At 64.1% G+C, this 22,343-nt stretch carries 20 protein-coding genes; 7 read left to right on the forward strand and 13 right to left on the reverse strand.

Annotated features, from left to right (window positions below):
* Positions 1 to 207: 207 nt before the first annotated feature.
* On the forward strand, positions 208 to 1,110 hold the full coding sequence (locus HZB49_RS07805) for a hypothetical protein (RefSeq protein ID WP_291609929.1): 903 nt from the start codon (positions 208 to 210) through the stop codon (positions 1,108 to 1,110).
* A 148-nt stretch (positions 1,111 to 1,258) separates the two neighbouring features.
* On the opposite strand, the gene HZB49_RS07810 is transcribed toward HZB49_RS07805, so the two are convergent.
* Complete coding sequence (locus tag HZB49_RS07810; RefSeq protein WP_291609930.1) at positions 1,259 to 2,080, reverse strand: hypothetical protein; 822 nt, start codon at positions 2,078 to 2,080, stop codon at positions 1,259 to 1,261.
* A 148-nt stretch (positions 2,081 to 2,228) separates the two neighbouring features.
* Positions 2,229 to 5,984: a vitamin B12-dependent ribonucleotide reductase gene (locus tag HZB49_RS07815; RefSeq protein ID WP_291609931.1), complete on the reverse strand. Its 3,756-nt coding sequence runs from the start codon at positions 5,982 to 5,984 to the stop codon at positions 2,229 to 2,231.
* 783 nt (positions 5,985 to 6,767) lie between these two features.
* Here HZB49_RS07815 and HZB49_RS07820 point away from each other — a divergent pair.
* Entirely contained in the window at positions 6,768 to 7,664 is an 897-nt protein-coding gene (locus HZB49_RS07820) for a DMT family transporter (RefSeq protein WP_291609932.1), read from the forward strand.
* A 123-nt stretch (positions 7,665 to 7,787) separates the two neighbouring features.
* On the opposite strand, the gene HZB49_RS07825 is transcribed toward HZB49_RS07820, so the two are convergent.
* From HZB49_RS07825 to HZB49_RS07845, 5 genes are all read right to left on the reverse strand, one after another.
* Complete coding sequence (locus HZB49_RS07825; protein ID WP_291609933.1) at positions 7,788 to 9,149, reverse strand: Gfo/Idh/MocA family oxidoreductase; 1,362 nt, start codon at positions 9,147 to 9,149, stop codon at positions 7,788 to 7,790.
* A gap of 95 nt (positions 9,150 to 9,244) precedes the next feature.
* On the reverse strand, positions 9,245 to 10,147 hold the full coding sequence (locus HZB49_RS07830) for a LysR substrate-binding domain-containing protein (RefSeq protein ID WP_291609934.1): 903 nt from the start codon (positions 10,145 to 10,147) through the stop codon (positions 9,245 to 9,247).
* A gap of 106 nt (positions 10,148 to 10,253) precedes the next feature.
* Positions 10,254 to 10,526, reverse strand: a complete 273-nt coding sequence (locus tag HZB49_RS07835; RefSeq protein ID WP_291609935.1) for a hypothetical protein — start codon at positions 10,524 to 10,526, stop codon at positions 10,254 to 10,256.
* Positions 10,527 to 10,814: 288 nt separating this feature from the next.
* Positions 10,815 to 13,082 (reverse strand): CHASE3 domain-containing protein, encoded by a 2,268-nt coding sequence (locus tag HZB49_RS07840; RefSeq protein WP_291609936.1) that lies wholly within the window; start codon positions 13,080 to 13,082, stop codon positions 10,815 to 10,817.
* Positions 13,060 to 13,470, reverse strand: coding sequence for a response regulator (locus tag HZB49_RS07845; protein WP_291609937.1), 411 nt, complete (start codon positions 13,468 to 13,470; stop codon positions 13,060 to 13,062). Before HZB49_RS07845 ends, HZB49_RS07840 begins: the two co-directional genes overlap by 23 nt.
* Positions 13,471 to 13,696: 226 nt before the next feature.
* On the opposite strand from HZB49_RS07845, the gene HZB49_RS07850 reads away from it, so the two are divergent.
* Positions 13,697 to 14,596 carry a DMT family transporter gene (locus HZB49_RS07850; protein WP_291609938.1) on the forward strand — a complete coding sequence of 300 codons (900 nt, stop codon included), beginning with the start codon at positions 13,697 to 13,699 and terminating at the stop codon, positions 14,594 to 14,596.
* 51 nt (positions 14,597 to 14,647) lie between these two features.
* Here the strand turns inward: HZB49_RS07850 and HZB49_RS07855 are convergent, their stop codons facing one another.
* Positions 14,648 to 15,235, reverse strand: a complete 588-nt coding sequence (locus tag HZB49_RS07855) for a BA14K family protein (protein ID WP_291609939.1) — start codon at positions 15,233 to 15,235, stop codon at positions 14,648 to 14,650.
* 251 nt (positions 15,236 to 15,486) lie between these two features.
* Here HZB49_RS07855 and HZB49_RS07860 point away from each other — a divergent pair, with 251 nt between their 5' ends.
* From HZB49_RS07860 to HZB49_RS07870, 3 genes are all read left to right on the forward strand, one after another.
* Positions 15,487 to 15,897: an NADH:ubiquinone oxidoreductase subunit NDUFA12 gene (locus HZB49_RS07860; protein WP_291609940.1), complete on the forward strand. Its 411-nt coding sequence runs from the start codon at positions 15,487 to 15,489 to the stop codon at positions 15,895 to 15,897.
* A 109-nt stretch (positions 15,898 to 16,006) separates the two neighbouring features.
* Positions 16,007 to 16,414 (forward strand): MarR family winged helix-turn-helix transcriptional regulator, encoded by a 408-nt coding sequence (locus tag HZB49_RS07865; protein WP_291609941.1) that lies wholly within the window; start codon positions 16,007 to 16,009, stop codon positions 16,412 to 16,414.
* A gap of 66 nt (positions 16,415 to 16,480) precedes the next feature.
* Positions 16,481 to 17,176, forward strand: coding sequence for a hypothetical protein (locus HZB49_RS07870; RefSeq protein ID WP_291609942.1), 696 nt, complete (start codon positions 16,481 to 16,483; stop codon positions 17,174 to 17,176).
* Positions 17,177 to 17,484: 308 nt separating this feature from the next.
* Here HZB49_RS07870 and HZB49_RS07875 read toward each other — a convergent pair whose 3' ends face one another.
* Positions 17,485 to 18,174: a DJ-1/PfpI family protein gene (locus HZB49_RS07875; protein WP_291609943.1), complete on the reverse strand. Its 690-nt coding sequence runs from the start codon at positions 18,172 to 18,174 to the stop codon at positions 17,485 to 17,487.
* Between the two features lie 102 nt (positions 18,175 to 18,276).
* Here HZB49_RS07875 and HZB49_RS07880 point away from each other — a divergent pair, with 102 nt between their 5' ends.
* Positions 18,277 to 19,215 (forward strand): GlxA family transcriptional regulator, encoded by a 939-nt coding sequence (locus tag HZB49_RS07880; RefSeq protein WP_291609944.1) that lies wholly within the window; start codon positions 18,277 to 18,279, stop codon positions 19,213 to 19,215.
* 107 nt (positions 19,216 to 19,322) lie between these two features.
* On the opposite strand, the gene HZB49_RS07885 is transcribed toward HZB49_RS07880, so the two are convergent.
* From HZB49_RS07885 to HZB49_RS07900, 4 genes are all read right to left on the reverse strand, one after another.
* Positions 19,323 to 20,177 carry an isocitrate lyase/PEP mutase family protein gene (locus tag HZB49_RS07885; RefSeq protein ID WP_291611138.1) on the reverse strand — a complete coding sequence of 285 codons (855 nt, stop codon included), beginning with the start codon at positions 20,175 to 20,177 and terminating at the stop codon, positions 19,323 to 19,325.
* 84 nt (positions 20,178 to 20,261) lie between these two features.
* Complete coding sequence (locus HZB49_RS07890) at positions 20,262 to 21,089, reverse strand: tripartite tricarboxylate transporter substrate-binding protein (protein WP_291609945.1); 828 nt, start codon at positions 21,087 to 21,089, stop codon at positions 20,262 to 20,264.
* 368 nt (positions 21,090 to 21,457) lie between these two features.
* Positions 21,458 to 21,754: a hypothetical protein gene (locus tag HZB49_RS07895; protein ID WP_291609946.1), complete on the reverse strand. Its 297-nt coding sequence runs from the start codon at positions 21,752 to 21,754 to the stop codon at positions 21,458 to 21,460.
* Positions 21,755 to 21,994: 240 nt separating this feature from the next.
* Positions 21,995 to 22,294, reverse strand: a complete 300-nt coding sequence (locus tag HZB49_RS07900) for a copper-binding protein (protein ID WP_291609947.1) — start codon at positions 22,292 to 22,294, stop codon at positions 21,995 to 21,997.
* Between the last annotated feature and the right edge of the window lie 49 nt (positions 22,295 to 22,343).

Below are 22,343 nucleotides of genomic sequence, written 5' to 3' on the forward strand. Positions count from 1 at the left end.
GCGTGAGGTAGAGTTGCGCGGGCACTGACTGGACCCGCGCCGCCGCGGTCGTCAATTGCGAGCAGGCGGTGGCGCCTTTTCATCGCGCAGTCCATAACCGAAACCAACGAGTCGTCAAACTGGCCTGAAGCGAGCACTGCATGCTACCATTGCGCGGACACTCGGCATCATCTCGTCGAGTGCGTCAGTCGAGGTGGAGCAATCCGAATGGCGGAAGTCCCGGAAAACCGTCCGGCTGCAGGCGGCAAACTAGATGCCCAGAAAATCGAAGAATATTCCGCGGAAGTTCAGGTCGATTGGGACACGTCGAACTGGTTTCGCTGGACGCTGACTGGCCGGATATTACCTGAACGCAGTGAGGTGTATTTCCAACCACGTACGGCGAAAGGGATTTCCGCGGCAGGCCGCTTCCAAGTCGAAATTTCCGCGGACAATTCTGAGCTGTTGGCTTATGTCGTCAGTGACAGGAGCAATCTGAGCTTGTTTGAGTTGATCGATATCGTTCGGACAACGGCCTCGTTTCCAGTGAATTACATCGCTTTCAAAAACCGGGGCGTTTACGAGATCGTGCTCGACCGATGTACAAATGACAGCACGGGCGAAGAGCTAGATCTGCCGATATTCGAACCGTTGTTCGATTCGCTCGATCCGGGGCTGTGCTTCACGCCAGCAGACGGCATGAAGCCTTTCTCGATACCGTATGAGCATGCCAACCATCAGCTTGTAACTGCCGTTCAAGATCTAACACACGCAATACGGCAACCGCGGCGTACGTTTGAGCATTGCAGGATGGCCGTGGAGGTCATGAGAAGTTACTTCGACCCAACGGAGATCAAGAAGGCGGACGCTCGCAGCATCGAGGGCGAGAAGCGGTTATGTGAGGTCCTTAAGGTGGAGCGCAACAGCTTGCTTAGGCTCGACGCGGTTGCCGCACGCAGCAGGCACGGCAATTTGGTCGTGTCCATGGACTGGCCACTGCGCAAGCGAGCGCTTGAGCTTGTTTGGGAAATCACAGCTCGATTTGCGCACTATGTCGAACATAAGATTTCGCCTGAAAACTGGAAGCTACTAGACGTCGAGATCGAGACCTACAACGCAAAGAAGATCTAACGGAGTGGGCATGGCCGATGGGAGCGGGGCCTTTCGGCCATCCCTTTGCTCTTCGAGTAGGGCGGGTTAGCCGAAGGGGTAATCCGCCGCCGTCCACGCCTGAACTGCGGTGTCGGCGGATTACGCTTCGCTAGTCCGCCCTACGCGCTCACAGCCCCGATGGTCGTTTCAGGCGCCTTGCCGCGGCATCCTGCTTCAGAGTCAATGGATCGATGTTCTGAAAATGGCGATCGCGCCACTTGAGCCGTCCAAGTGTCTTTGCAGGAATCACTTCCAGACCGTGCAAATAATGCGCATCATCGTCTATGAACCCGATAATCTGAGCGTGGCTACCGGGATTTAGAGCGGCAATCTGAGGCATTCCGCCGGAATACTTGTCTTCGGTTGAGAATAGAGCATCACAAAAGCCGGAAAAGAATGCGCTGCTTCTCGCGCCGACATCCGATGCCGTCCAGCGGTCAATGTGTTTTTTCACGGATGATTCACCGCTGCCGAGCACGGCTATGAGGCCCGTTGTCGAGGGAATGGGCAAGGATGTGCTTTGCCATTTCTTTCGTTTGCAACTATATGAGACGTGCCAAACCGCAAAATGCCGCTCCGCGTTCTCGCCCATTCGCAGGGCGTGTAGAATTGAGAAGTCTTGGTCGGGTGTGTCGCGCCGCCGCTCAAAGGATTTCTTTAAGGACGTGCAGATTACCGCATGTTTCTGTTCGGCGTTCGCATTGCTTTCAAATAGGACCCCATTGTCTATGGCGGACACTATCTGGGCGAGAACCAAACTTGGAAAAACTACGTCGCCGCAATAGGCGAACATGTGAGGCTCAATCCGGCAGGCGAATACCTTTCGACCACCATCCCAGTAAGTCGTATGAGAGCCCCATGTGATGCGGCTATCACTAGTGAAATATATCGAGGTCGGTTGTGAGGCTTGACCCGCACGGTGCACGGCCCAAGAGACGAGCATAGTCATCCTAAAGACTCCGAAGTCGCGGTCTTATGGAGCTAATGGCGCGAAAGATCGCGAGAATGGTTTTCGGCATCGCTTGGACTTCTTAATTAGAAAGGGCGGCCGTCAGCCGCCCTTTCGTCATTCAATCAATGGTCGCGGCGTCTTCTTGTCAGCTACACCCCGTCGTGCTTCCGCACGTATCGCACTTCATGCAGGTCCCGTTCCGCACCAGGGTGAAATTCCCGCACTCCGAGCACATCTCGCCTTCGTAGCCCTTGGCCTTGGCCTCGGCGCGGCGTTCGGCCTTGGAGGGGGCGGCGGCTGCGGCGCTGCCGGCCTTGCTCCATTGCAGGGCTTCCAGCTTCTCGGTGGGCGAGAGGTCGTGGCTCGCTTCCTGCTTCAGCGCGACGGCGCCTTCGATGGTGTCGCTGACGCGGCTGCTTGCGCCGTGGGCCAGCGCGGTGACGCGGCCGCCGGAGGAGTCGCCGCCGTCGGTTGACGGCAGCGAGCCGCCGCGCATCACCACGAGGTTGTCGGTGCGGGAGCGGGTCAGGCCCTTGGACAAGTATTTCGTGGCCTGCTGTCCCCCGGTTTCCGGCTCCTTGCCTTCCTCGACGCCCTTGCCGAGCGCGTCGAAGCCGCTCTCGTTGGGATCGACATGGGCCAGATCAAAGCGGCTCATGTAGCTCACCGCGAGCTCGCGGAAGACGTAGTCGAGGATCGACGTCGCATATTTGATGCTGTCGTTGCCCTGCACGGGACCCGCCGGCTCGAAGCGGGTGAAGGTGAAGGCGTCGACATATTCTTCCAGCGGCACGCCGTATTGCAGGCCGAGCGACACGGCAATCGCGAAGTTGTTGATGAAGGAGCGCAGTGCCGCGCCTTCCTTGTGCATGTCGATGAAGATCTCGCCGAGACGGCCGTCGTCATATTCGCCGGTTCGCAAGTATACCTTGTGGCCGCCGACCACCGCCTTCTGGGTGTAGCCCTTGCGGCGGTCGGGCATGCGCTCGCGCTCGCGCATCACGACGATGCGCTCGACCAGCTTCTCGACCACCTTCTCGGAGAATTGCGCGGCGCGCGCCGCCGTCGGCTTCTCGAACAGCTGCTCCACCGCATCGTCCTCGTCCTCATCGTCGCTGATGAGCTGCGAGTTCAGCGGTTGGGAGAGCTTCGAGCCGTCGCGGTAGAGCGCGTTGGCCTTCAGCGCCAGCTTCCAGGACAGGAGGTAAGCGGACTTGCAGTCCTCGACCGTGGCGTCCATGGGCATGTTGATGGTCTTGGAGATTGCACCCGAAATGAAGGGCTGCGAGGCTGCCATCATGCGGATGTGGCTCTCGACCGACAGGTAGCGCTTGCCGATCTTGCCGCAGGGATTGGCGCAGTCGAACACCGGATAGTGCTCGGCCTTCAGGTGCGGGGCGCCTTCCACGGTCATCGCGCCGCAGATGTGCACGTTGGCCGCCTCGATCTCGCGCTTGGTGAAGCCGAGGCCTGCAAGCAGGTCGAAGCCGGGGGCGGCGATCGCCTCCGAGGAAATGCCGAGCTGGTCGCGGATGAAGTCCTCGCCAAAGGTCCACTTGTTGAAGGCGAACTTGATGTCGAAGGCGGTCGGCAGGGCCTTCTCGACCTTGGCGATCGCTTCGTCGGTGAAGCCCTTGGCCTTCAGCGTCGGGGCATTGATGCCCGGCGCGTTGGACAGCGAGCCGTGGCCGACGGCATAGGCCTCGATCTCGGCGATCTCGCTCTCGCGATAGCCGAGCGCGCGAAGTGCTGCGGGCACCGCCTGGTTGATGATCTTGAAGTAGCCGCCGCCGGCGAGCTTCTTGAATTTTACGAGCGCGAAATCAGGCTCGATGCCCGTGGTGTCGCAATCCATGACGAGGCCGATCGTGCCGGTGGGCGCGACGACGGTGGTCTGGGCGTTGCGGTAGCCTGAGGCTTCGCCGAGCGCGAGCGCCTGGTCCCACGCCGCGACCGCATGCGTGACGATGTCTCCTTGCGGGCACGAAGCGTGGTCGAGCGGGACGGGATTCACCGCAAGCGCTTCATAGCCGGACGAATGGCCGTGGGCGGCGCGGCGGTGGTTGCGGATCACGCGCAGCATGTGCTGGGCGTTCTTCTTGTAGCCGGGGAAGGTGCCGAGCTCGGCGGCCATTTCCGCCGAGGTCTTGTAGGAAATGCCGGTCATGACCGCGGTCAGTGCGCCGCAGAGTGCGCGGCCTTCCTTTGAGTCATAGGGCAGGCCCATGGTCATCAGGAGGCCGCCGATATTGGCGAAGCCGAGGCCGAGGGTGCGGAACTCGTAGGAGAGCTCGGCGATCGCCTTGGACGGGAACTGCGCCATCATGACGGAGATTTCCAGCACGATGGTCCAGAGCCGGCAGAGGTGCTCGTAGGACTCGATGTCGAAGCGCTTGGCGGCGACATCGTAGAACGTCAGCAGGTTCGCCGAGGCGAGGTTGCAGGCGGTGTCGTCCAGGAACATGTATTCCGAGCACGGATTGGAGGCGCGGATGTCGCCGGACGCCTTGCAGGTGTGCCAGTCGTTCATGGTGGTGTTGAAGTGCAGGCCCGGGTCGGCGGAGGCCCATGCGGCGTAGCCGATCTTTTCCCAGAGATCCCTGGCCTTCAGCGTCTTGGTGATCTTCTTCGTGGTGCGGCCGACCAGGTTCCAGTCGCCGTCGGTTTCCACGGCGCGCAGGAAATCGTCCTTCAGCGAGACCGAGTTGTTGGAATTCTGGCCGGAGACGGTGAGATAGGCTTCCGAATCCCAGTCGGTGTCGTAGGTGTCGAAGGAAATTTCCTTGTAGCCCTGCTTGGCGAACTGGATCACCCGCTTGATGTAATTGTCGGGCACGAGGCTGCGGCGCGCGAGCTTGATTTCGCGGCGCAGCGCCGGGTTCTTCTCGGGGTCGAAACAATCATCGCCACTGCCTTCGCAGTTGACGCAGGCCTTCATCACGGCCTTGAGGTGCTTCTGGTTGATCTTGGAACCGGTGACGAGCGCCGCGACCTTCTGCTCCTCCTTCACCTTCCAGTCGATATAGGTCTCGATGTCGGGGTGATCGATGTCGACCACGACCATCTTGGCCGCGCGGCGCGTGGTGCCGCCGCTCTTGATGGCGCCCGCGGCGCGGTCGCCAATCTTGAGGAAGCTCATCAGGCCGCTCGAGCGGCCGCCGCCGGACAGGCGCTCGCCTTCGCCGCGCAGGCGGGAGAAGTTGGAGCCGGTGCCGGAGCCGTATTTGAACAGGCGCGCCTCGCGCACCCAGAGATCCATGATGCCGCCCTCGTTGACGAGGTCATCGCCGACGCCCTGGATGAAGCAGGCATGCGGCTGCGGATGCTCATAGGCCGACTTCGACTTGGTCAGCTTGCCGGTGAAGGGATCGACGTAATGGTGGCCCTGGCCGGGGCCGTCGACGCCATAGGCCCAGTGCAGGCCGGTGTTGAACCATTGCGGCGAGTTCGGCGCGACCATCTGCTTGGCGAGCTGCCAGCGCAGCTCGTCATAAAAAGCCAGGGCGTCGTCTTCGCTGGAGAAGTACTTGCCCTTCCAGCCCCAATAGGTCCAGCAGCCGGCGAGGCGATCGAACACCTGCTTCGCCGAGGTCTCGCTGACGAAGCGCTCTTTCTCCGGCAAATTGGCCATCGCCTCGGTGTCGGGCACCGAGCGCCACAGGAAGGAGGGCACGCTCTCTTCCTCGACCTTCTTCAGGCGCGCGGCGACGCCGGCCTTGCGGAAATATTTCTGCGCCAGCACGTCGGAGGCGACCTGCGACCAGAAGGTGGGCACTTCCACATTCTCGGCGCGGAACACGACGGAGCCGTCGGGGTTGCGGATTTCGGATGTCGTCAGCCTGAAATCAATCCCGGCATAGGGTGACTGGCCGGCGGTGGTGTTGCGGCGTTCGATTCGCATTGGTCGTGCCCCGTCTCTTTTCTGAGGCCGAAACCGCAACCTGGCGGCGCCGGCCATTGTTGTCCTTGAGCGGACCTCCCTGACGACAGCGCCCGCTATCGCCTCGATGCCCGCAGCTAAGCCGGTGGATCCGGCCTGTTTCTCTCAACCGTCAAACCGGTGGTTTCACCGTGTCTGCCGGCGGCACGCCCCAACCCTCAAATCCCTGAGGTTCGGCCCGTGCATTCAACGCCCCAACGCCACTTCCGTCACTTCTGAGCCGTTGCCGGCTCCAGGCCGGTTTTCCGGCCCGTTTTGGCGCCCCGAAAAGCCTCCGGATTTTGGGCAGACGAGCCCTTCACCCGCTGCCTCGACCGGCCGGCGGAGTGGTCAATTCGGAACCCTTTTGGGAGCGACCGGCGGGGACCCAAACACACTCGCGCCGAACAGGTTGAAAGCTAGGCCAAGTCCGTTACGCCCGTCAAGGATTAGTATGGGTTCCTGAATCAAATACTAAATATGGTGGAAAGGGGGGATAAACAGGGGCCAGTGCCGCGCCCGTGATGGAGGCAAGTATCAGTGAGTCCTCAGGGATTCCCAAGGGAAAAAAATCTTCGTTCGGGGTGTCCACAAGGCTTGGCCCCGCAGTTCACAGGGGAACTATTTTTGAGCCGCTACGGATTGCGTTTTGGGGACTCAGGTAGCTTTGCGGAGATTCTACGGGCTGCCATGTCCGGCCATCCGTGGTGAGGCGGCAAAAGAGTCGGCATGTTGCCCTTCGTTTCCGGGAATCAGCCGATCTCCATGACAGAATCAAAACCGGCCGCGCGAGCGCGGATCGCGCCCGCAGGCCTCCTGTTCCTCGCCATCACCTCGGTGGGCTGGGGGTTCAACTGGCCGGTCACGAAATACCTCCTGGGCGAGCTGCCGCCGCTGACCTTGCGCGGCGTCACCGGCGTGATCGGCGCGCTGCTGCTGGCGGCGTTTGCGCTGATCCGGCGCGAGAGCCTAGCGGTCGGCGAGGGGCAGTGGCCGCGGCTGGTGATGGCGGCGATCCTCAACGTCACCGGCTGGATGGTGCTGATGGGGTTGGCGCTGCTGTGGCTGCCGGCGAGCGAAGCGGCGCTGATCGCCTACACCATGCCGGTGTGGGCGGCGATGCTGGCCTGGCCGGTGCTGGGCGAGCGGCCGACCGTGCTGCGCACGCTGGCGCTGGTGATGGCGTTCGCAGGGCTGGCCTCGATCCTCGGCGGCAACGGCCTGATTGCGAGCACCGCGAAGATGCCGGGCATCATCATGGCGCTCGGCGGGGCGATCGGTTTTGCGCTCGGCACGGTGCTGGCCAAGAAACTGCCGATCCAGCTGCCGCCGGTCACCGCGGCGGCCTGGCAGATCGGCATCGGCTGCTTCCCGATCGCGATCGTCGGCCTTGCGATCGAGACCACGCATCTCGACAAGCTGACGGCCACCGGATGGTGGCTGCTGTTCTATTCGACGGTGATCCAGTTCTGCATCGCCTATGTCAGCTGGTTTGCCGCGCTTTCGCGGCTGCCGGCTTCCGTCGCCGCCATCGGCACCATGGCGGTGCCTGTCATCGGCGTGGTCGCCTCGGCGATTGCGCTCGGTGAGCCGCTCGGCCCCGGCCAGATCGCAGCACTGGTGCTGACGCTCGCCGCCGTCGTGCTGGCGACGCGGAGTTGAGGGTTTCGATCGGGCTTGCCACGAACTCGTCATGCCCGGGCTTGTCCCGGGCATCCACGTTCTTTGTGCCGCGGGATAAGGTCGTGGATGGCCGGGACAGGCCCGGCCATGACGATGTGGGGATCACGCCGCCGTGCGGGCAGGGGACGAGCGGGCGGTCTCCTCCATCTGCTTGCGCAGGGCGACGACGTCGAGGTCGCCGGTCAATTCGACATCGTCGAAGCTGACGATCTGGTCCCTGGCGACCGCACGCTTCAGCTTCACCTGGTGGGCAAGGCCGATCGGCAGGCCGCCGAGCGCGAGGCTTCTTGTTGCGGGAATCGCGTTGGCCCACACCGCATAGCCGCCCTCGCCATCGAGCATCTCGCCCGGCTTGAGGTCGCGCTTGGCGGTCGCTACCGCATCGCCCCGGAACTCCTTCGAGCAGCCGGTCGGCTCGTTGCGCAGCACGGCGGACAGCACGCTGATCGAGGTTTCGAGCCCGATCATGTGGAACGGCCGCCACATCGAGGCGTATTGGCCCGAGGGGTCGGTGAGCAGGCCGTATTGGTGGAAACAGGCCTTGGTGTAGTCGCTGGTGGCCTTGAAGGTGACGAACACGCCGTAGCGGATATTGTTGAACACCTCGCGCCCGTCAGGCTCCTGGCTGGCGGCGATATCGACGAGGCCGCTCTTCGGCAACCGTCCGCCGTCGGCAACGGGGCGGAACACGCGGGCAAGATCGTGCAGTCCGGCCGGCGGGAAGGCGAGGCCGTCGTCCGGGCAGTCGAGACCGGTGGCGTTGGCGACCGCCGCCATCTCGATCGCCGCCTTGGTGCCGTCGGTGAAGGAATTGTACATTTTCGGATTGAAGTCGCCCTTGGCGACTTCCTCCTCCGACCAGCCGAAGAAGCCCCAGACCGTGTCCGGCGTCGAATAGCGGTAGCGCGGTTCGAAGTTCATGCCCTTGCCGGCCGAGGTGAGCTCGAAGCCGCAGGCCCGCGCCCAGTCGACCAGTTCGCAGATGATGGCGGGCTGATCGCCATAGGCCATCGAATAGACCACGCCCTTGCGGCGGGCCCGCTCGGCGAGCACGGGGCCGCAGAGCACGTCGGCCTCGACGTTCACCATCACCACGTGCTTGCCCGCCTCGATGGCGGCGAGCCCGTGGCGGATGCCGGCGATCGGATGGCCGGTCGCCTCGATGATGCACTCGATCTCCTCGCATGCCGCAAGCGCCTTCGCGTCGTCCAGCACGCAGGTGCGGCCGGTCTTGACGGCCTCGCCCAGCGAGGCCGCCGAATAGCGCTCCTGCGGCCAGCCGACCCGGGCGAGCGATGCGCGCGCGCGGCCGACATCCAGATCGGCAATGCCGACCACATGCAGGCCGTCGATGCGTTGCGCCTGCGCCAGGATCATCGAGCCGAATTTGCCGGCGCCGATCAATCCGACGCGTACCGGCCGGCCGCCCGCGGCGCGCTGCGCGAGCAAGGTGTGAAGATTCATGCTGATGTTCCTCCGGGGATTGCCGCGTTGGCCGGACGCTAGAAGCGCGGTGCGCGCAGCACCATCCAGAATTCCAGAGGGATCGTTTAGACGCGCTACAAGGTCCTGTCGCGTTCGCTGCGCCAGATGTCGCGCTCGTGCTTCAGCCAGGCGAGGAAGGTCTTCACCTTGCCGAGCCGCAGATGATCGGGCGGGCAGGTGACCCATTGGGTGGTCAGCGAAAGCGCGGGAGGATTGCGTACCGGACAGACCAGCCGGCCGGCCTTCAGCTCGGTGGACATCATCAGGTCGCTCTCCAGCGCAATGCCGAAGCCTGCAGTCGCAGCATCGATCGCCATATGGGTGCGATCGAACGACACGCGGCGCCAGCGCTCGGTCGGAGCGACCCCGGCCAGTTCGAACCAGTGCGGCCACTGCGCCTGCGACTTCACCGAATGGATCAGGCGAAAGCGCAAGAGCTCGGCCGCATCCAGACTGCCGGCGGCGGCGACCTGCGGCGCGCAGACCGGGCGAAACCGCTCCTCGACGAGGCCCTCGACGAACAGGCCGGGCCACTGGCCGGTGCCGTGCCGGATCTCGAGGTCGACATTCTCGCGCTGAAACGTCGTCGGCTCGTTGGTGCCGTCGAGACGAAGCTCGATGTCCGGATGGGCGTCGATGAAGGAGGCGAGGCGCGGCAGCAGCCATTTGGTGGCAAGGCTCGGACTGGCACGCACCGTCAAGGCGGTGACGGAGCGGAAGCCGCGAATGCGCTGGGTGGCTTCGGCGATGCCCTCGATCTCGGCCTGGATCATTTCGAAATACCGCTCGCCGGCTTCGGTCAGCACGACGTTGCGGCCCGACTTGCCGATCAGCGTGGCGCCCAGGCTCACTTCCAGCGACTGGATCTGCTGACTGACGGCGGAAGGCGTCACCCCCAGTTCGTCCGCGGCACGCGTGACGCTGCCGGTTCGGGCGACGGCGTGGAAGACGCCGATGGCACGAAGGGGGATGTGCATGGCGAACTGTTAAGTCAGCCTAAACCAAAGCGCAAGCTGACCGCATTGTCCTTCACGAACATCGTTCTGGCCTGCCAGGGAAGCCTCCGGCTTTGCCGGCGGATACTTACCGAATGATCGTCGTCAGTGAGGAATAGCGCTTGCCGTGTCTTGCGTCGCCGGGCGTGAACTGGGCAAAGGCGTCGCTGACGCGCGCCGCCGGCGTGGTATTGCCGGCGAAGCGGAACTCGTTCCTCGCGCTCAGCTGCGGTGCGTAGAAGCTGGCGCGGTAATAATCGTCGTCGAAACGCGCTTCGCCGACGCCGAAGCAGGCGTCGCAGACGACGATGAGCGCGCAGACCCCCGCAACCGCGGCCGCGATCTCCTTGAGAACTGACATGCTGATGCCCCCGATTTTTCGGGAAGCATGCCCGCGGGCCTGCCAAGGTCAGGTTTACGCATCCGCGGCACTTGCGGGCAGGGTTTGCCTGGTCTGAGCGGATTGCAGACAATTTTATCGATTTGAGCGTGGCGCGCTCTCTCATCTCCCTCTCCCCGTTCTTACGGGGAGAGGGCGGGGTGAGGGGCTTTCACCACGAGTGTGGAACGCGGATGGACCTGTACCCCCTCACCCGGATCGCATTTCATGCGATCCGACCTCTCCCCGCAGGCGGGGAGAGGTGACAGTTCAGCTCCCCAGCGCCTGCCGCACCATCTGCGCCAGCGGGGCCTTGCGATACGGCTTTTGCAGCAGCAGCACGCCGGGATCGAGGCGGCCGTGATGCATGATGGTGTTGTCGGTATAGCCTGACGTGTAGAGCACCTTCATGCCGGGCCGGATCTTCTCTGCTTCCTCGGCGAGCTGGCGGCCGCTCATGCCGCCGGGCATGACGACGTCGGTGAACAGCAGGTCGAAGGGCTCGCCGTTCTTCAGGCGGGTGAGCGCCGACGGGCCATCAGCGGCGGCAACCGCATGGTAGCCGAGCCCCGTCAGTTGCGCGGTGACGAAGTTGCGCACCAGCGCGTCGTCCTCGACCACCAATATCGTCTCGCGGCCGCCGGCCGCCGGCTCGACGCGGCTCGCCGCTTTCTCCACCGCGCCTTCCGCCGGCGGCAGATAGAGGCGGATGGTGGTGCCGGCGCCTTCCTCGCTGTCGATGCGGATATGGCCGCCCGATTGCGTGACGAAGCCGTAGACCATCGACAGCCCCAGGCCCGACCCCTTGCCGACCTCCTTGGTCGTGAAGAACGGTTCGAACACCCTGTCGCGCACATGCGCCGGCATGCCGGTGCCGGTGTCGCCGACCGCGATCATGACGTAGCGGGGAGGGCCGGCGGCGGCGGGAGAGTCGAGGCCGCTCTCTGCATGCGTGACCATCCGCGTCTCCAGCGTCAGCTTGCCGCCCGATGGCATGGCGTCGCGCGCGTTGATCGCCATGTTGAGCACGGAATTGGCGAGTTGCGAGGCGTCGAGATAGGCCGCCGGCAGGTTCGGATCCAGCACGGTGACGATCTCGATCTGCTCGCCGAGCGTCGGCCGCATCAGTTTGGCGACGTCGGCGATGGCCGCATTGACGTCGATGTTGCGCGGATGCAGTTGCTGGCGCCGTGCGAAGGCCAGCAGATGCTCGATCAGCTCGGTGCAGCGCTGCGCCGCCTGGTCGATCAGGGCGGCGGTGGCCTGCAATTCGGGCTGGTCGCGCAGCCCCGCCGCCAGCGTTTCGGTGGTGCCGGTGATGACGGTGAGCATGTTGTTGAAGTCGTGGGCGACGCCGCCGGTGAGTTTGCCGATGGCTTCCAGTTTCTGCGCCTGCTGCAGCTTGCGCTCGGTTTCGCGCGAGGCGGTGATGTCGTGATAGACCAGCGCCGCGCCGCTGATCGCGCCCGACGCATCGCGCAGGGGCCTGCCGCTGACGACGAGATGAGGCTCGCTGCCATCGGGACGGCGCACGACGAACTCCATGTCGTCGCAGTCCTCGCCGCGCAAGGCACGCGCGGCGGCCAGCTCCGAGTCCGGAAAGGGCGTTACGCCATCGGGCCGGAAGATCGCGCTCGCCAGTGCGCGGAGCTGGTGGACATTCATGCCGGGGCGATAGCGCAGCATCTGCTCGGCGGCCGGGTTCGACAGCAGCACCTCGCCGTGGCGGTCGATCACCAGCACCGCCTCGGCCATGCTGCGGAAGGTGCTTTGCATGACCGACGACGAGCGCTGCAATTCCGCGTGCGCGGCGACCAGATGCGCGGTGCGCTCGGCGACCGCTGCCTCGAGCGACTCGTTGGTGGCGCGGGTGGCGTCAAGCGATTCCGCAAGCTCGCGGCGTGAGCGGGCGGCCTCGCGGATCAGGAGGCCGGCCAGCAGCAGGATCAGCGCCACGCCGCAGAGGTCGACGGCCAGCAGGATGCGGCCGGTCATTCGAGACTCCGCCGATTCCCGCGCCAGCCGCGCCCGTTCCTGGGCCAGCGCCTTTTCGAAATTGGCGCCCATGGCCCGCGTGGTGCTGCGCCCTTCGGCTCTCTCGATCACCGCGGCAATTCCGGCGGCATCGCCAGCCGCCTTCAGCCGGATCAAATCCGCGCTGATGGCAATCCGCCGCTCGACGATCGGTTTCGTTTCCGCAAGAATCCGCGCCTGGTCCGGATCGGCCCTCGTGTTGTCGAGCAGGCCGGCAAAGGCGGGCGCGATGCCGTCGCTGGCTTCGCGGAACTCGCGTTCGAAAACCGGATCGCCCGACAGCACGAAGCCGCGTGCCGCGCTCTCGGCCCGCCGGATCAACAGCTGCAGCCCGGAAATCTCCCGCAGCACGATCATGGAATGATCTACGGACGCCGCATCTCGCCGCGACTTGGCGTCGAGCCCGATCGATGTGCCGGTAATGACCAGGAGGATCGCTAGGCCGATTCCGAGGATGAACCGCTGCGACAGGATCGCCTTCTCATTTTTGCTGGGGATGCGCATTCACCATCGGCTTTGAGAGGCAGTCGTTGACGGCAGCCAGCAGCGCCTTCGGCGTGAAGGGCTTGCGCAGGCAGCATGTCGCGCCGAGTTCCAGCGTCATGCGCAGGAAATCGGGGGAGGAGCTGTCGGCGCTGGCGAAGGCGTAGCCGGACATCGCGATCAAGGGAATGGCGGGCGCGCGCTCGTGGAACATGCGGATCGATTCGAAGCCGCGCATGTGCGGCATGAAGATGTCGACGATCATGACGTCGAACGTGCCGGATGCGAGTTCGCGCATTCCCGCCTCACCGCCGTCGGCAACGGTGACTTGCATGCCCTGCCGTTGCAGGCAGACCTCGATGGCCATCGAGACCATCGGATCGTCATCGACCACCAGAACGTGTGGCAATAAGGCGTCCTTCGGAACGAGCTCAACTGCGCGAAGACTCCGCTAAAGTCCTTGCTGGACCAGCTTGGACCACGAATCACATTTTTCAACCGAAAAAAGTTGAGGCAAGTTAGATCGCGATGTCTGCACGATGGGGTGCATTGGCTGTTTGCGGCGCAGCGATTTCACTGTAGCCATGCATGTCGCGAAACTACTCCAGCGCTTCCATCCGGAATCCCTGCCACCCATGAGTGTTGTTCCAAGAACGAGCCGCGTCCGCCTTTCGGCGCTTGGCCTCGTGCTGCTCGCGGTGACCTCGGTCGGCTGGGGCCTCAACTTTCCGATCATGAAGTATCTGCTGTCGGAATGGCCGCCGCTGTCCTCGCGCGGGCTGAGCGGCATGGTCGGCGCGGCTGCGCTGGCGCTGGTCGCCGTGGTGCAGCGTCAGCGGCTGCTGGTCCCGCGCAGGATGCGGTTGCGGCTGGTGCTGGTATCGCTGCTCACGATCAGCTCCTGGGTCGCCTTCATGGGGCTGGCGCTGGTGTGGCTCGATGCGCGCGAGGCCGCGGTGCTCGCGATCTCGATTCCCGTGTGGGTGGCGCTGCTGGCGTGGCCGGTTCTCGGGGAACGGCTGTCGCCGGTTCGTGCCGCGGCGCTGACGGTGGCGCTCGGCGGCATCTTCATCCTGATTGGCGGCAACAGCATCGACGCCAGCATTGGAAAGCTGCCGGGACTGCTGATGGCGCTCGCCGGCGCGATCTGCGTCGGGCTCGGTACCGTGCTGACCAAGCATTTTCCGCTGGAGATGCCGCCGACGTCGCTCGCGGCATGGCAGATCGGCATCGGATGCCTGCCGGTGGCGATCATCGGACTCCTGCTCGAACAGCCGAATCCTGCCGCGCTGTCGGCGACCGGCTGGGCGTCGTTGGTCTACCTGACGCTGATCCAGTTCTGCCTGTGCTACGTTTGCTGGTTCGCCGCCCTCGAACGCCTGCCGGCGGCCACCGCCTCGATCGGCACCTTGCTCGTCCCTGTGGTCGGCGTGCTCTCGGCTGCCGCGATTCTGCACGAGCCGTTCGGCATGCGCGAGTTCATCGCGCTGGCCGTCGCGCTCGGTGGCGTCGCACTGGCGCTGCGGGCCCAATAGAAAGAGCGGCGCATCGAAACGCGCCGCTCCAGCCTGCTTCGAAATCAGGCCCTACGGGCAGGGATAGCGCTGGCCGTCATAGCCGAGAAAGGTGCCTGAGGCCGGGTCATAGGACCGGTAACGCTGCCTGCAATAGGCCACGTCGTCACCGCCCGGCGCCACGGCGACCGCGCTGTCGTCATAATTGCCGTCGTCGTAGTAGCTGTAACCGTTGCCATAGTAGTAGGGGTCGCCGTAGTAGGCGTAGCTGTTTGCCGCGAGAGCGCCGCCGACCAGGGCCCCGGCGGCCACGCCGGGCCAAAAGCCTCCGTGCGGACGGTGACGCCAGCCGCCGTTCCAGCTGCCGGCATAACGGTGACCGGCGGCTGCACCGGCAAAGCGCGCGGCCGGTGCCGCAGCGATGGGTGGACGGGCAAACCCGGCGCCGCCCGAAAATCGCGGAGCGCCGCCGATGGCGCCTGCGCGGAAGCCTCCGCCGCCACCGCCGACATGCATGCCGCCGCCGCCGCCGCCGAAGCTGCGCATACCGCCGCCACCGCCAAATCCGCCACGTCCAGCAGCATGGCTTTCGACCGGCGCGGCCATCGGCAACACCAGCGCCAGCGCCGCAACCGCACTCATCACTTTCAGATTGATCATTTTCGGCTCCATCTCCGGGATACAGGCCAACCCCTGACGAGGGGAGACGTTCCCGAGCCCCGCACCATTCGTGCGTGATCGCGAACCTGTCAGAACGCAACTGTATGGGCGATGAACGGATTGCGCTGATTCTGCGGCATTTCGCGCCGATTGATGCCTGAACAAGCGGTAATGTGCCGGGTCTGCGGCTGGACAATTCAGCCTGCCGATGGCATCAGGGCGAGACCTCTTCGAACGGCGGCCCGGATCGGATGAAACAGTTTTTGCTGAAATGCTTCACCTGGTGGAGCAGCCAGACCTTTGGCACGCAGCTCTGGACCTGGCGGTTCGGCGAGCTGGTGGGCCAGGACGATCAGGGCAACCGCTACTACCGTACCCGTGGCGGCGCGATCGACCCGACGCTCGGTTTCGAGCGGCGCTGGGTGATCTACAACGGCTACGCCGAGGCTTCGCGCATTCCGCCGGAATGGCACGGCTGGATGCATCACACCGTCGATGTGCCGCCGACGCAGGAAAACTACGCCGCCCGCGAATGGCAGAAGCCGCACGTGCCGAACATGACCGGCACCGCGCAGGCCTATCGCCCCTCCGGCTCCACGCTCACCTCCGGCCGCCGGCCTGCTGCTACCGGCGACTACCAGCCCTGGACGCCGGGAAGCTGATCTGACCTTTATTTGAGCGACGGGCCCGGCCGCGACTCTTGCGCGCCACGATAGGTGTATCTACACTTATTTCATGGCCAGAACCGGCGAACCCGACACGACAGATTACATGGCCACCGCCGGCTGCTTCTGCATGACCTCGAGGGAGGCTGCGCGCAAGATCACGCGGCTCTACGATTCCCGGATGCAGGAATCGGGAGTTCGGATCACCCAGTTCACCATCCTGTCGCAGCTGATGCTGCGCGGCGAAATGCCGATCGGCAAGCTTGCCGGGCTCCTGGGGATGGAGCGCACGACGCTGACGCGCAATCTGGCGCCGTTGGAAGAGCAGAAATGGATCACGGTGCGATCCGGTGACGATCCGCGCGCGCGCCTGATCGCGATCACCGCGCCGGGCAGGGCGGCGGTGCGGCGCGCTTTTCCCTATTGGTCGAGCGCGCAAGCCCAGGTCGGAAAGCTGCTCGGCAGCGAGGGCCAGGCGGCCTTGAAGCTCTTGGGTTCCAGGAATTTGGGATGAGGCAAACGCCATCGTCGGCAGACGCTCGTTCAGGCAAATAGGTGTAATTACACGTAAGGAGATATCATGCTCGACTTCATCGGAACCATCGTCCTGGCCGCGGCGATCATCGTGAGCATCAATGCGCTCGCTGGCGCGATGCCGATCAGCACATCCCAACGTCTCGCCCTTTCGGTCGGCGCCGGTCTGTGGACGGGTCTTGCTGCCGCGCTTGCGGGCGCAAAGCTGTTCAGTGGAGCAAATCCGATCGGGCCGCCGATGATCGGTACGGTAATTGTGTTTCCGCTGGTCGCGACGGCCGCTGCCGCAGCGATCTCGCCGTCCGTGCGTGCTTTGCTGCAGGGAATGCCGATGCCCTTCCTGATCGGTCTGAACTTCTGGCGCGTAGCAGGAGGATTTTTCCTCCTCCTCGCGGCCGAGGGCAGGCTTGGCGGACCATTTCCGTACTCGGCGGGCTGGGGCGAGATCATTACCGGAGCGTTGGCTTTGCCAGTGGCCTGGCTTGCGTTGCGCGGGCAAGGCAGCGCGCTGGTCTGGACCTGGAATGCATTCGGCATGTTCGATCTTGTAGCCGCGGTTACGCTCGGAATTGTTTCCGCGAACGGCTCGCCGCTGCAGATCATTCACGCCGGGCAAGGCTCGGAGGCGGTGCAGATGCTGCCATGGTCGCTGATTCCGACCGTGCTGGTGCCGATGTTCCTGATCGTGCACGGCGTCATCTTCGCCCGCCTTGCGCGGGCGACTTTGCGGGCTGCAAGCTGAATCGTTGCTGCGCTGCAATTGCCTGTGAACAACGGTAACAGCGGGGACGCGCATCATCGCGCCGTTGCGCGACCGGCGTGAATGCGGCTCAATGGTCCCATCTTACGGAGGTGGGAAACCACCGCGTCGGATCGGGCTCCGGATCGCGACCGTCCCGATGAGCAGCGGCCCCCGAGTAGGACACGGCCGGGAGATAGGCCCCCGGTGCAGAGGTTCTGAAATCGCCCGCTAATGTGGGGCTATCGTGAGACAGGAAAGGCCGTCTGGGCAACCAGGCGGCCTTTTTCTTTTTCTTTTAGGTGTGCGGATCAGGCGTGCTGCGCGAGCCGCTCGGCGGCGCGCCGATAATTCTCCATGCGGCGCTGTCGTGTCGGCGCCATCCGCTCCTGCAGCAGCGCGAGGATCTCCGCCGGCGCCGTCTCGGGCGAGCCCGCATTGAACGGCGGGGCGGGGTTGTATTCGAGCCGGAGCTGAATCGCCTCTGCTGTCTTGCGGTCGACCATGATCGAAACCAGCGTCAGCGCGAAATCGATGCCGGCGGTGACGCCGCCGCCGGTGACGCGGTTGCGGTCGGTGCAGACGCGGCTGTTGGTCGGGATGGCGCCGAACGGCGCGAGCGCCTCCATCGCCGACCAGTGAGTGGTCGCGCGATAGCCCTTCAAGAGACCAGCGGCGCCGAGCACGAGCGAGCCCGTACATACCGAGGTAATGTATTTGGCGCCTTCCGCCTGTTTCTTCAGGAAGGCCAGCATCTCCTCGTCATTGACCATGTCGTCGGTGCCGACGCCGCCGGGCACGCAGATCACGTCGAGCTGCGGGCAGTCGGCGAAGCTGACGGTCGGCGTGATCGCCATCACCGAGTCGCTCGCGACCGGCTCGATGCGTTTCCAGATCAGGTGCACTTTCGCGCCGGGCACGCTGGAAAACACCTGCAGGGGACCGGTGAAGTCGAGTTGGGTGACGCGCGGGAACAGCACAATTCCGATTTGAAGGGACATCGTCGGCCTCCTGATTTCGCTTGACGGGGCGACCATCGCATGGTGCCCTTCTGTCCGAAATGGCATTTTTCCCTCATTTCAGGACATTGGCAGGATGGGGTCATGATCGGCGTTCTGATCTTTCCGGACTTCCAGTTGCTCGATGCGGCGGGCCCGATCTCCGTCTTCGAGATCGCCGCGCGCTTCGCCGGCGGCGTGCCGGCGATCCGTGCGATGGCGATCGAGCCCGGCGCGGTGCGCAGTTCCTCCGGCGTGGAAATGGTCGCGCGCAGCACGAGGCCTTCGGCCGCGATCACGACCCTGATCGTCGCGGGAGGCGAGGGCACCCGCGCCGCGGCGGCTTGTTCGAAGACGTTGTCGTTCGTGCGCGGCATGGCAAGGCGCGGCGTCCGCGTCGCCAGCGTCTGTTCCGGCGCCTATATCCTTGCCGAAGCCGGGCTGCTCGACGGCAAGCGCGCCACCACGCATTGGCAGCGCACGCGGCATTTTGTTGCGACCTATCCCTGGGTGAAGCTCGAGCCCGACCAGATCTTCGTGCGCGACGGCGACGTCTGGACCTCGGCGGGCATCACCGCCGGCATCGATCTGTCGCTGGCGATGGTGGCGGAGGATTTCGGCGAGGAGGTCGCGCAGAAGACCGCGCGGCAGCTCGTGCTCTATCACCGGCGCTCCGGCGGGCAGTCGCAATTCTCCTCGCTGCTGGAACTGAAGGCGCCGACTGGGCGCTTTGCGCCGCTGCTCGCCTGGGCGCGCGAAAACCTCGACGCGCCGCTGACGGTGGAGGACATGGCCGAGCGCGCCGGCATGAGCGCGCGGCATTTTTCCCGCGCCTTCATCGCGGAAACCGGCACCACGCCGTCGAAGGCGGTGGAGAAGCTGCGCATCGAGGTCGCCAAGGCGCGGGTGCAGTCGTCGAGCGAGGCGATCGAGCGCGTCGCTGAGACCACCGGCTTTCGCGATCCCGAACGGATGCGCCGCGCCTTCATCCGCGCCTTCGGCCAGCCGCCGCAATCGCTGCGGCGCGCGGCAAGGGCGGGGTAGCGGCGACGTCTTGGATCAAGCCGCTCCACTGCGCAGACTGGGCGCACGTGGCGACCGAAGGCGGCGGATTTTGGAGCGGCTCAGCCGAACCGAATGATCACCTTGGGTTACGTCGTTTCAGCATGCTGTCGCTCGAATTGCCAAATTCGTTCGAAGCCCATCAACCGACAGAACTCGTCAAAGGCGTACATGTCGCCCGCCCACGATCTGCTGGAGCCCTTGGATCGAATCTCCTCGTAGATCGAACGCAGGGCTGCACCGGCCGCCAGAAGACCGGACGTCGGGAAAATCGCTATCTTGAACCCAAGATCCTCAAGTTCATTCTTGTCCAGAACCGGCGTGCGCCCGCCCTCGACCATGTTGGCGACGAGCGGCACATCGAACGTCCGCCCGATCCTGGCCATCTCCTCTTCGCTCTCCGGCGATTCGATGAAGAGAATGTCTGCGCCAGCCTTCAAGAAAGCCTCGCCGCGGCGCAGCGCTTCATCAAGTCCGAGCGAGGTGCGAGCATCCGTGCGGGCGATGACGAGGAAATCCCGGGAGGAACGAGCCTGCGTCGCGACCTTGATGCGGTTTACTGCATCTGCAAGCCGGACCACGCGCCGGCCCGGCGTGTGGCCGCATTTCTTGGGGAATTCCTGATCCTCGATCTGAATTGCCTGCGCGCCCGCGGCTTCATAGCCGCGCACCGTGAAATCCACGTTCAGCAGCCCGCCATAGCCAGTGTCGCCGTCCGCGATCAGCGCGGTTTTCGTTCCCGTGGCGATCTGATGCACGCGACCGACCATTTCCGTGTAGCTGGCGAGGCCAGCATCCGGCAGGCCGAGATGGGAAGCCACCACGCCAAAGCCGGTCATGTAAAGCGCGTCGAAGCCCATGCCGTCGGCGATGCGCGCTGAAATCATGTCGAACACACCGGGCGCTGAAATCAGACCGGGTTGCTTGATACGGGCGGACAGCATTTTGTTCACGTCTTTTTCCCCTCCGCTCGCCCAGGCCGGAAGCGTCAGGCGTAGCGCTTGCAAGAAACCAATATTGGAACGAAGTCAGTCCAGCTTGATGCCGGCGGATTTGATCAGTTCCGGCCAGCGCTTCTGCTCGACCTTGAGCAGGTCGTCGAACTGCTTGGCCGAGCCGCCCACGACCGCGGCTGCCTGGGACTGGGAAATGGCTGCGCTCACTGCGGGCACTTCAAGCACCTTGTTGAAGATGGTGTTGATGCGACTGACCAGCGCGGGATCCATCCCGGCGGGCGCCACGATGCCATGCCACAGATCGATCGAGAACCCGGGAATTGATTGAGTGGCAGGCGGCGTATCCGCAAGCTCGGGAATCTGCTTGGCGGGAAAACCGGCCACTGCGCGCACCTTGCCTTCCTTGATAAAGGGCATGCTTGTGGAGACCGTGACCGCTGCAACGTCTGTGTCGCCGCGCAGCAGGGATGTCGTCATTTCTGCGCCAGAGCGATAGGGGACGTTGACCATCTCAACCCCCGCGCGGCTGTTGAGATAGGCCATGAACAAATGGGTCCAATTGCCGATACCCGCAGAGGCATAATTGAATTTGCCGGGCTGCTGCTTCGCTGCAGCAATCAAATCTCCAAGCGTCTTGTAGGGGAGCGTCGGCCGCATCAATACGACGGTTGGCAGGTTGGCGACATGGATGATCGGCGTAAAGGCCCTCTCGGGGTCGTACGACAGCTTTGACTGCAAGGCGTGAGCGGCGGCATTGGCCCCGATCTCGGCGAGCAAGAGCACGTAACCGTCAGGCTTTTCCAACGCGACTTGCGCTGCGGCAAGCGTGCCTCCGGCACCCGGCCGGTTCTCGACCACGAGCGGCTGGCCATTGGCAAATTGCTGAAAGCCGTTCGACAAGTTGCGCGCCAGCGTATCGGCAGCTCCGCCGGCGCCGACGGGAACGATCAGCTTTACGGGGCGGTCCGGCCATTTTGCTGCCGGCTGCGCAAAGCCTGGCGTTGTGATGACCAGGAGCGCGATCGCGATCAGAAATTGGAGTGAGCGAACAATCATCGGCATCGCAGCAACCCTGTTTCAGGCCATGTGGTTGGAACCAATCTAGAAGACTTCAGCAGGAAGGCACAAGATGCTGCGATTGCGCGCATTGGTGAATTCGAGGCCCGAGGAGACACCATGCGCGCCGATGCTGCGCGACCCGAATGATGAATGCATGCCCCCCGATGGCGATGGCCTGCTCATGCCGGCCATCGCCATCGCACGCACGATCAGTTGTGCTTCTTCACCCAGATGCGCGCGCTCTGGACGGTTTGCGCCGCGTGGATGCGAGCCCGCTCGATCGGCCCGACGTGGCCGTCGGCCTTGGCCTGGTTTTCCAGGTTCTGCACGCGGGCCTGTCCCTGCTGCAGCCTCTGGTACTCGTTGAAGGTCAGTTCGCCCGACACCGCGCCGTTGTAGATGCGGTGCGCCTGCGCATTCTGCCGCGCATTGATCAGGGGCGTTCCGGCGAAGCTGGATGCCGAGGTGACGGCAAGCACCAGCGAAGCGAGAAGTACGGTCTTCATGGCAAGTCTCCCTCTGCTCTGTCTTGCTGACGGCGACGACACCATTGTCGGCGTTCGATCAGCGAGTGTGTTCAGCATGAAGGAGAGGCACGCGGGAAACTGTGCGAGCGGTCACGATGGAACGCAAATCCGCGCGGAGTTACCAACGTTTAATGCAGATGAATAATCTTGACAGTTTCGAAAGGGAGGAACCCGCGCCCGCCGCAATCGCTTCGGCGCGCGGCGAAGGCGCCTGCCTTGCTATCGCTTCTTCTTCTCGATCTTGGTGACGGTGTCGACGCCGCCGGACTGGGCGGCGGTGTAGCTGACCTGGTCGCCCGCATGCAGGCTGTCGAGCGAAACGCCCTGCACCTTGTATTGCTTCACGGTGCTGCCGCCGCCGGTTGTGCCAACGGTGCCGTTGCGGGGCTGCTGGATCGCGATCGTGCCGTTGATGCGGTCGATCTGCGTGATCATCCCCGTCTTGGCGTCCTGCGCCGGGGCCGCCGAACCGATCGAGGCGAGAACCGCTACGGCAAGCAGGGGCTTGATGATCTTCATGGCGACCTCCCGGGCTGGGCGAGTCGAGGATAACACAAAACGGCGATAT

Source organism: Bradyrhizobium sp. (assembly GCF_016219575.1).
Lineage (GTDB): Bacteria > Pseudomonadota > Alphaproteobacteria > Rhizobiales > Xanthobacteraceae > Bradyrhizobium.

What these genes read in the sequence shown, in the direction of transcription:
- HZB49_RS07860 (WP_291609940.1), top strand. Translation starts at nt 15,487, where the DNA reads ATGAAACAGTTTTTGCTGAAATGCTTCACCTGGTGGAGCAGCCAGACC.
- HZB49_RS07820 (WP_291609932.1), top strand. Translation starts at nt 6,768, where the DNA reads ATGACAGAATCAAAACCGGCCGCGCGAGCGCGGATCGCGCCCGCAGGC.
- HZB49_RS07870 (WP_291609942.1), top strand. Translation starts at nt 16,481, where the DNA reads ATGCTCGACTTCATCGGAACCATCGTCCTGGCCGCGGCGATCATCGTG.
- HZB49_RS07875 (WP_291609943.1), bottom strand. Translation starts at nt 18,174, where the DNA reads ATGTCCCTTCAAATCGGAATTGTGCTGTTCCCGCGCGTCACCCAACTC.
- HZB49_RS07825 (WP_291609933.1), bottom strand. Translation starts at nt 9,149, where the DNA reads ATGAATCTTCACACCTTGCTCGCGCAGCGCGCCGCGGGCGGCCGGCCG.
- HZB49_RS07895 (WP_291609946.1), bottom strand. Translation starts at nt 21,754, where the DNA reads ATGAAGACCGTACTTCTCGCTTCGCTGGTGCTTGCCGTCACCTCGGCA.
- HZB49_RS07840 (WP_291609936.1), bottom strand. Translation starts at nt 13,082, where the DNA reads ATGCGCATCCCCAGCAAAAATGAGAAGGCGATCCTGTCGCAGCGGTTC.
- HZB49_RS07880 (WP_291609944.1), top strand. Translation starts at nt 18,277, where the DNA reads ATGATCGGCGTTCTGATCTTTCCGGACTTCCAGTTGCTCGATGCGGCG.
- HZB49_RS07815 (WP_291609931.1), bottom strand. Translation starts at nt 5,984, where the DNA reads ATGCGAATCGAACGCCGCAACACCACCGCCGGCCAGTCACCCTATGCC.
- HZB49_RS07835 (WP_291609935.1), bottom strand. Translation starts at nt 10,526, where the DNA reads ATGTCAGTTCTCAAGGAGATCGCGGCCGCGGTTGCGGGGGTCTGCGCG.
- HZB49_RS07885 (WP_291611138.1), bottom strand. Translation starts at nt 20,177, where the DNA reads ATGCTGTCCGCCCGTATCAAGCAACCCGGTCTGATTTCAGCGCCCGGT.
- HZB49_RS07810 (WP_291609930.1), bottom strand. Translation starts at nt 2,080, where the DNA reads ATGACTATGCTCGTCTCTTGGGCCGTGCACCGTGCGGGTCAAGCCTCA.
- HZB49_RS07805 (WP_291609929.1), top strand. Translation starts at nt 208, where the DNA reads ATGGCGGAAGTCCCGGAAAACCGTCCGGCTGCAGGCGGCAAACTAGAT.
- HZB49_RS07900 (WP_291609947.1), bottom strand. Translation starts at nt 22,294, where the DNA reads ATGAAGATCATCAAGCCCCTGCTTGCCGTAGCGGTTCTCGCCTCGATC.
- HZB49_RS07830 (WP_291609934.1), bottom strand. Translation starts at nt 10,147, where the DNA reads ATGCACATCCCCCTTCGTGCCATCGGCGTCTTCCACGCCGTCGCCCGA.
- HZB49_RS07855 (WP_291609939.1), bottom strand. Translation starts at nt 15,235, where the DNA reads ATGATCAATCTGAAAGTGATGAGTGCGGTTGCGGCGCTGGCGCTGGTG.
- HZB49_RS07850 (WP_291609938.1), top strand. Translation starts at nt 13,697, where the DNA reads ATGAGTGTTGTTCCAAGAACGAGCCGCGTCCGCCTTTCGGCGCTTGGC.
- HZB49_RS07865 (WP_291609941.1), top strand. Translation starts at nt 16,007, where the DNA reads ATGGCCACCGCCGGCTGCTTCTGCATGACCTCGAGGGAGGCTGCGCGC.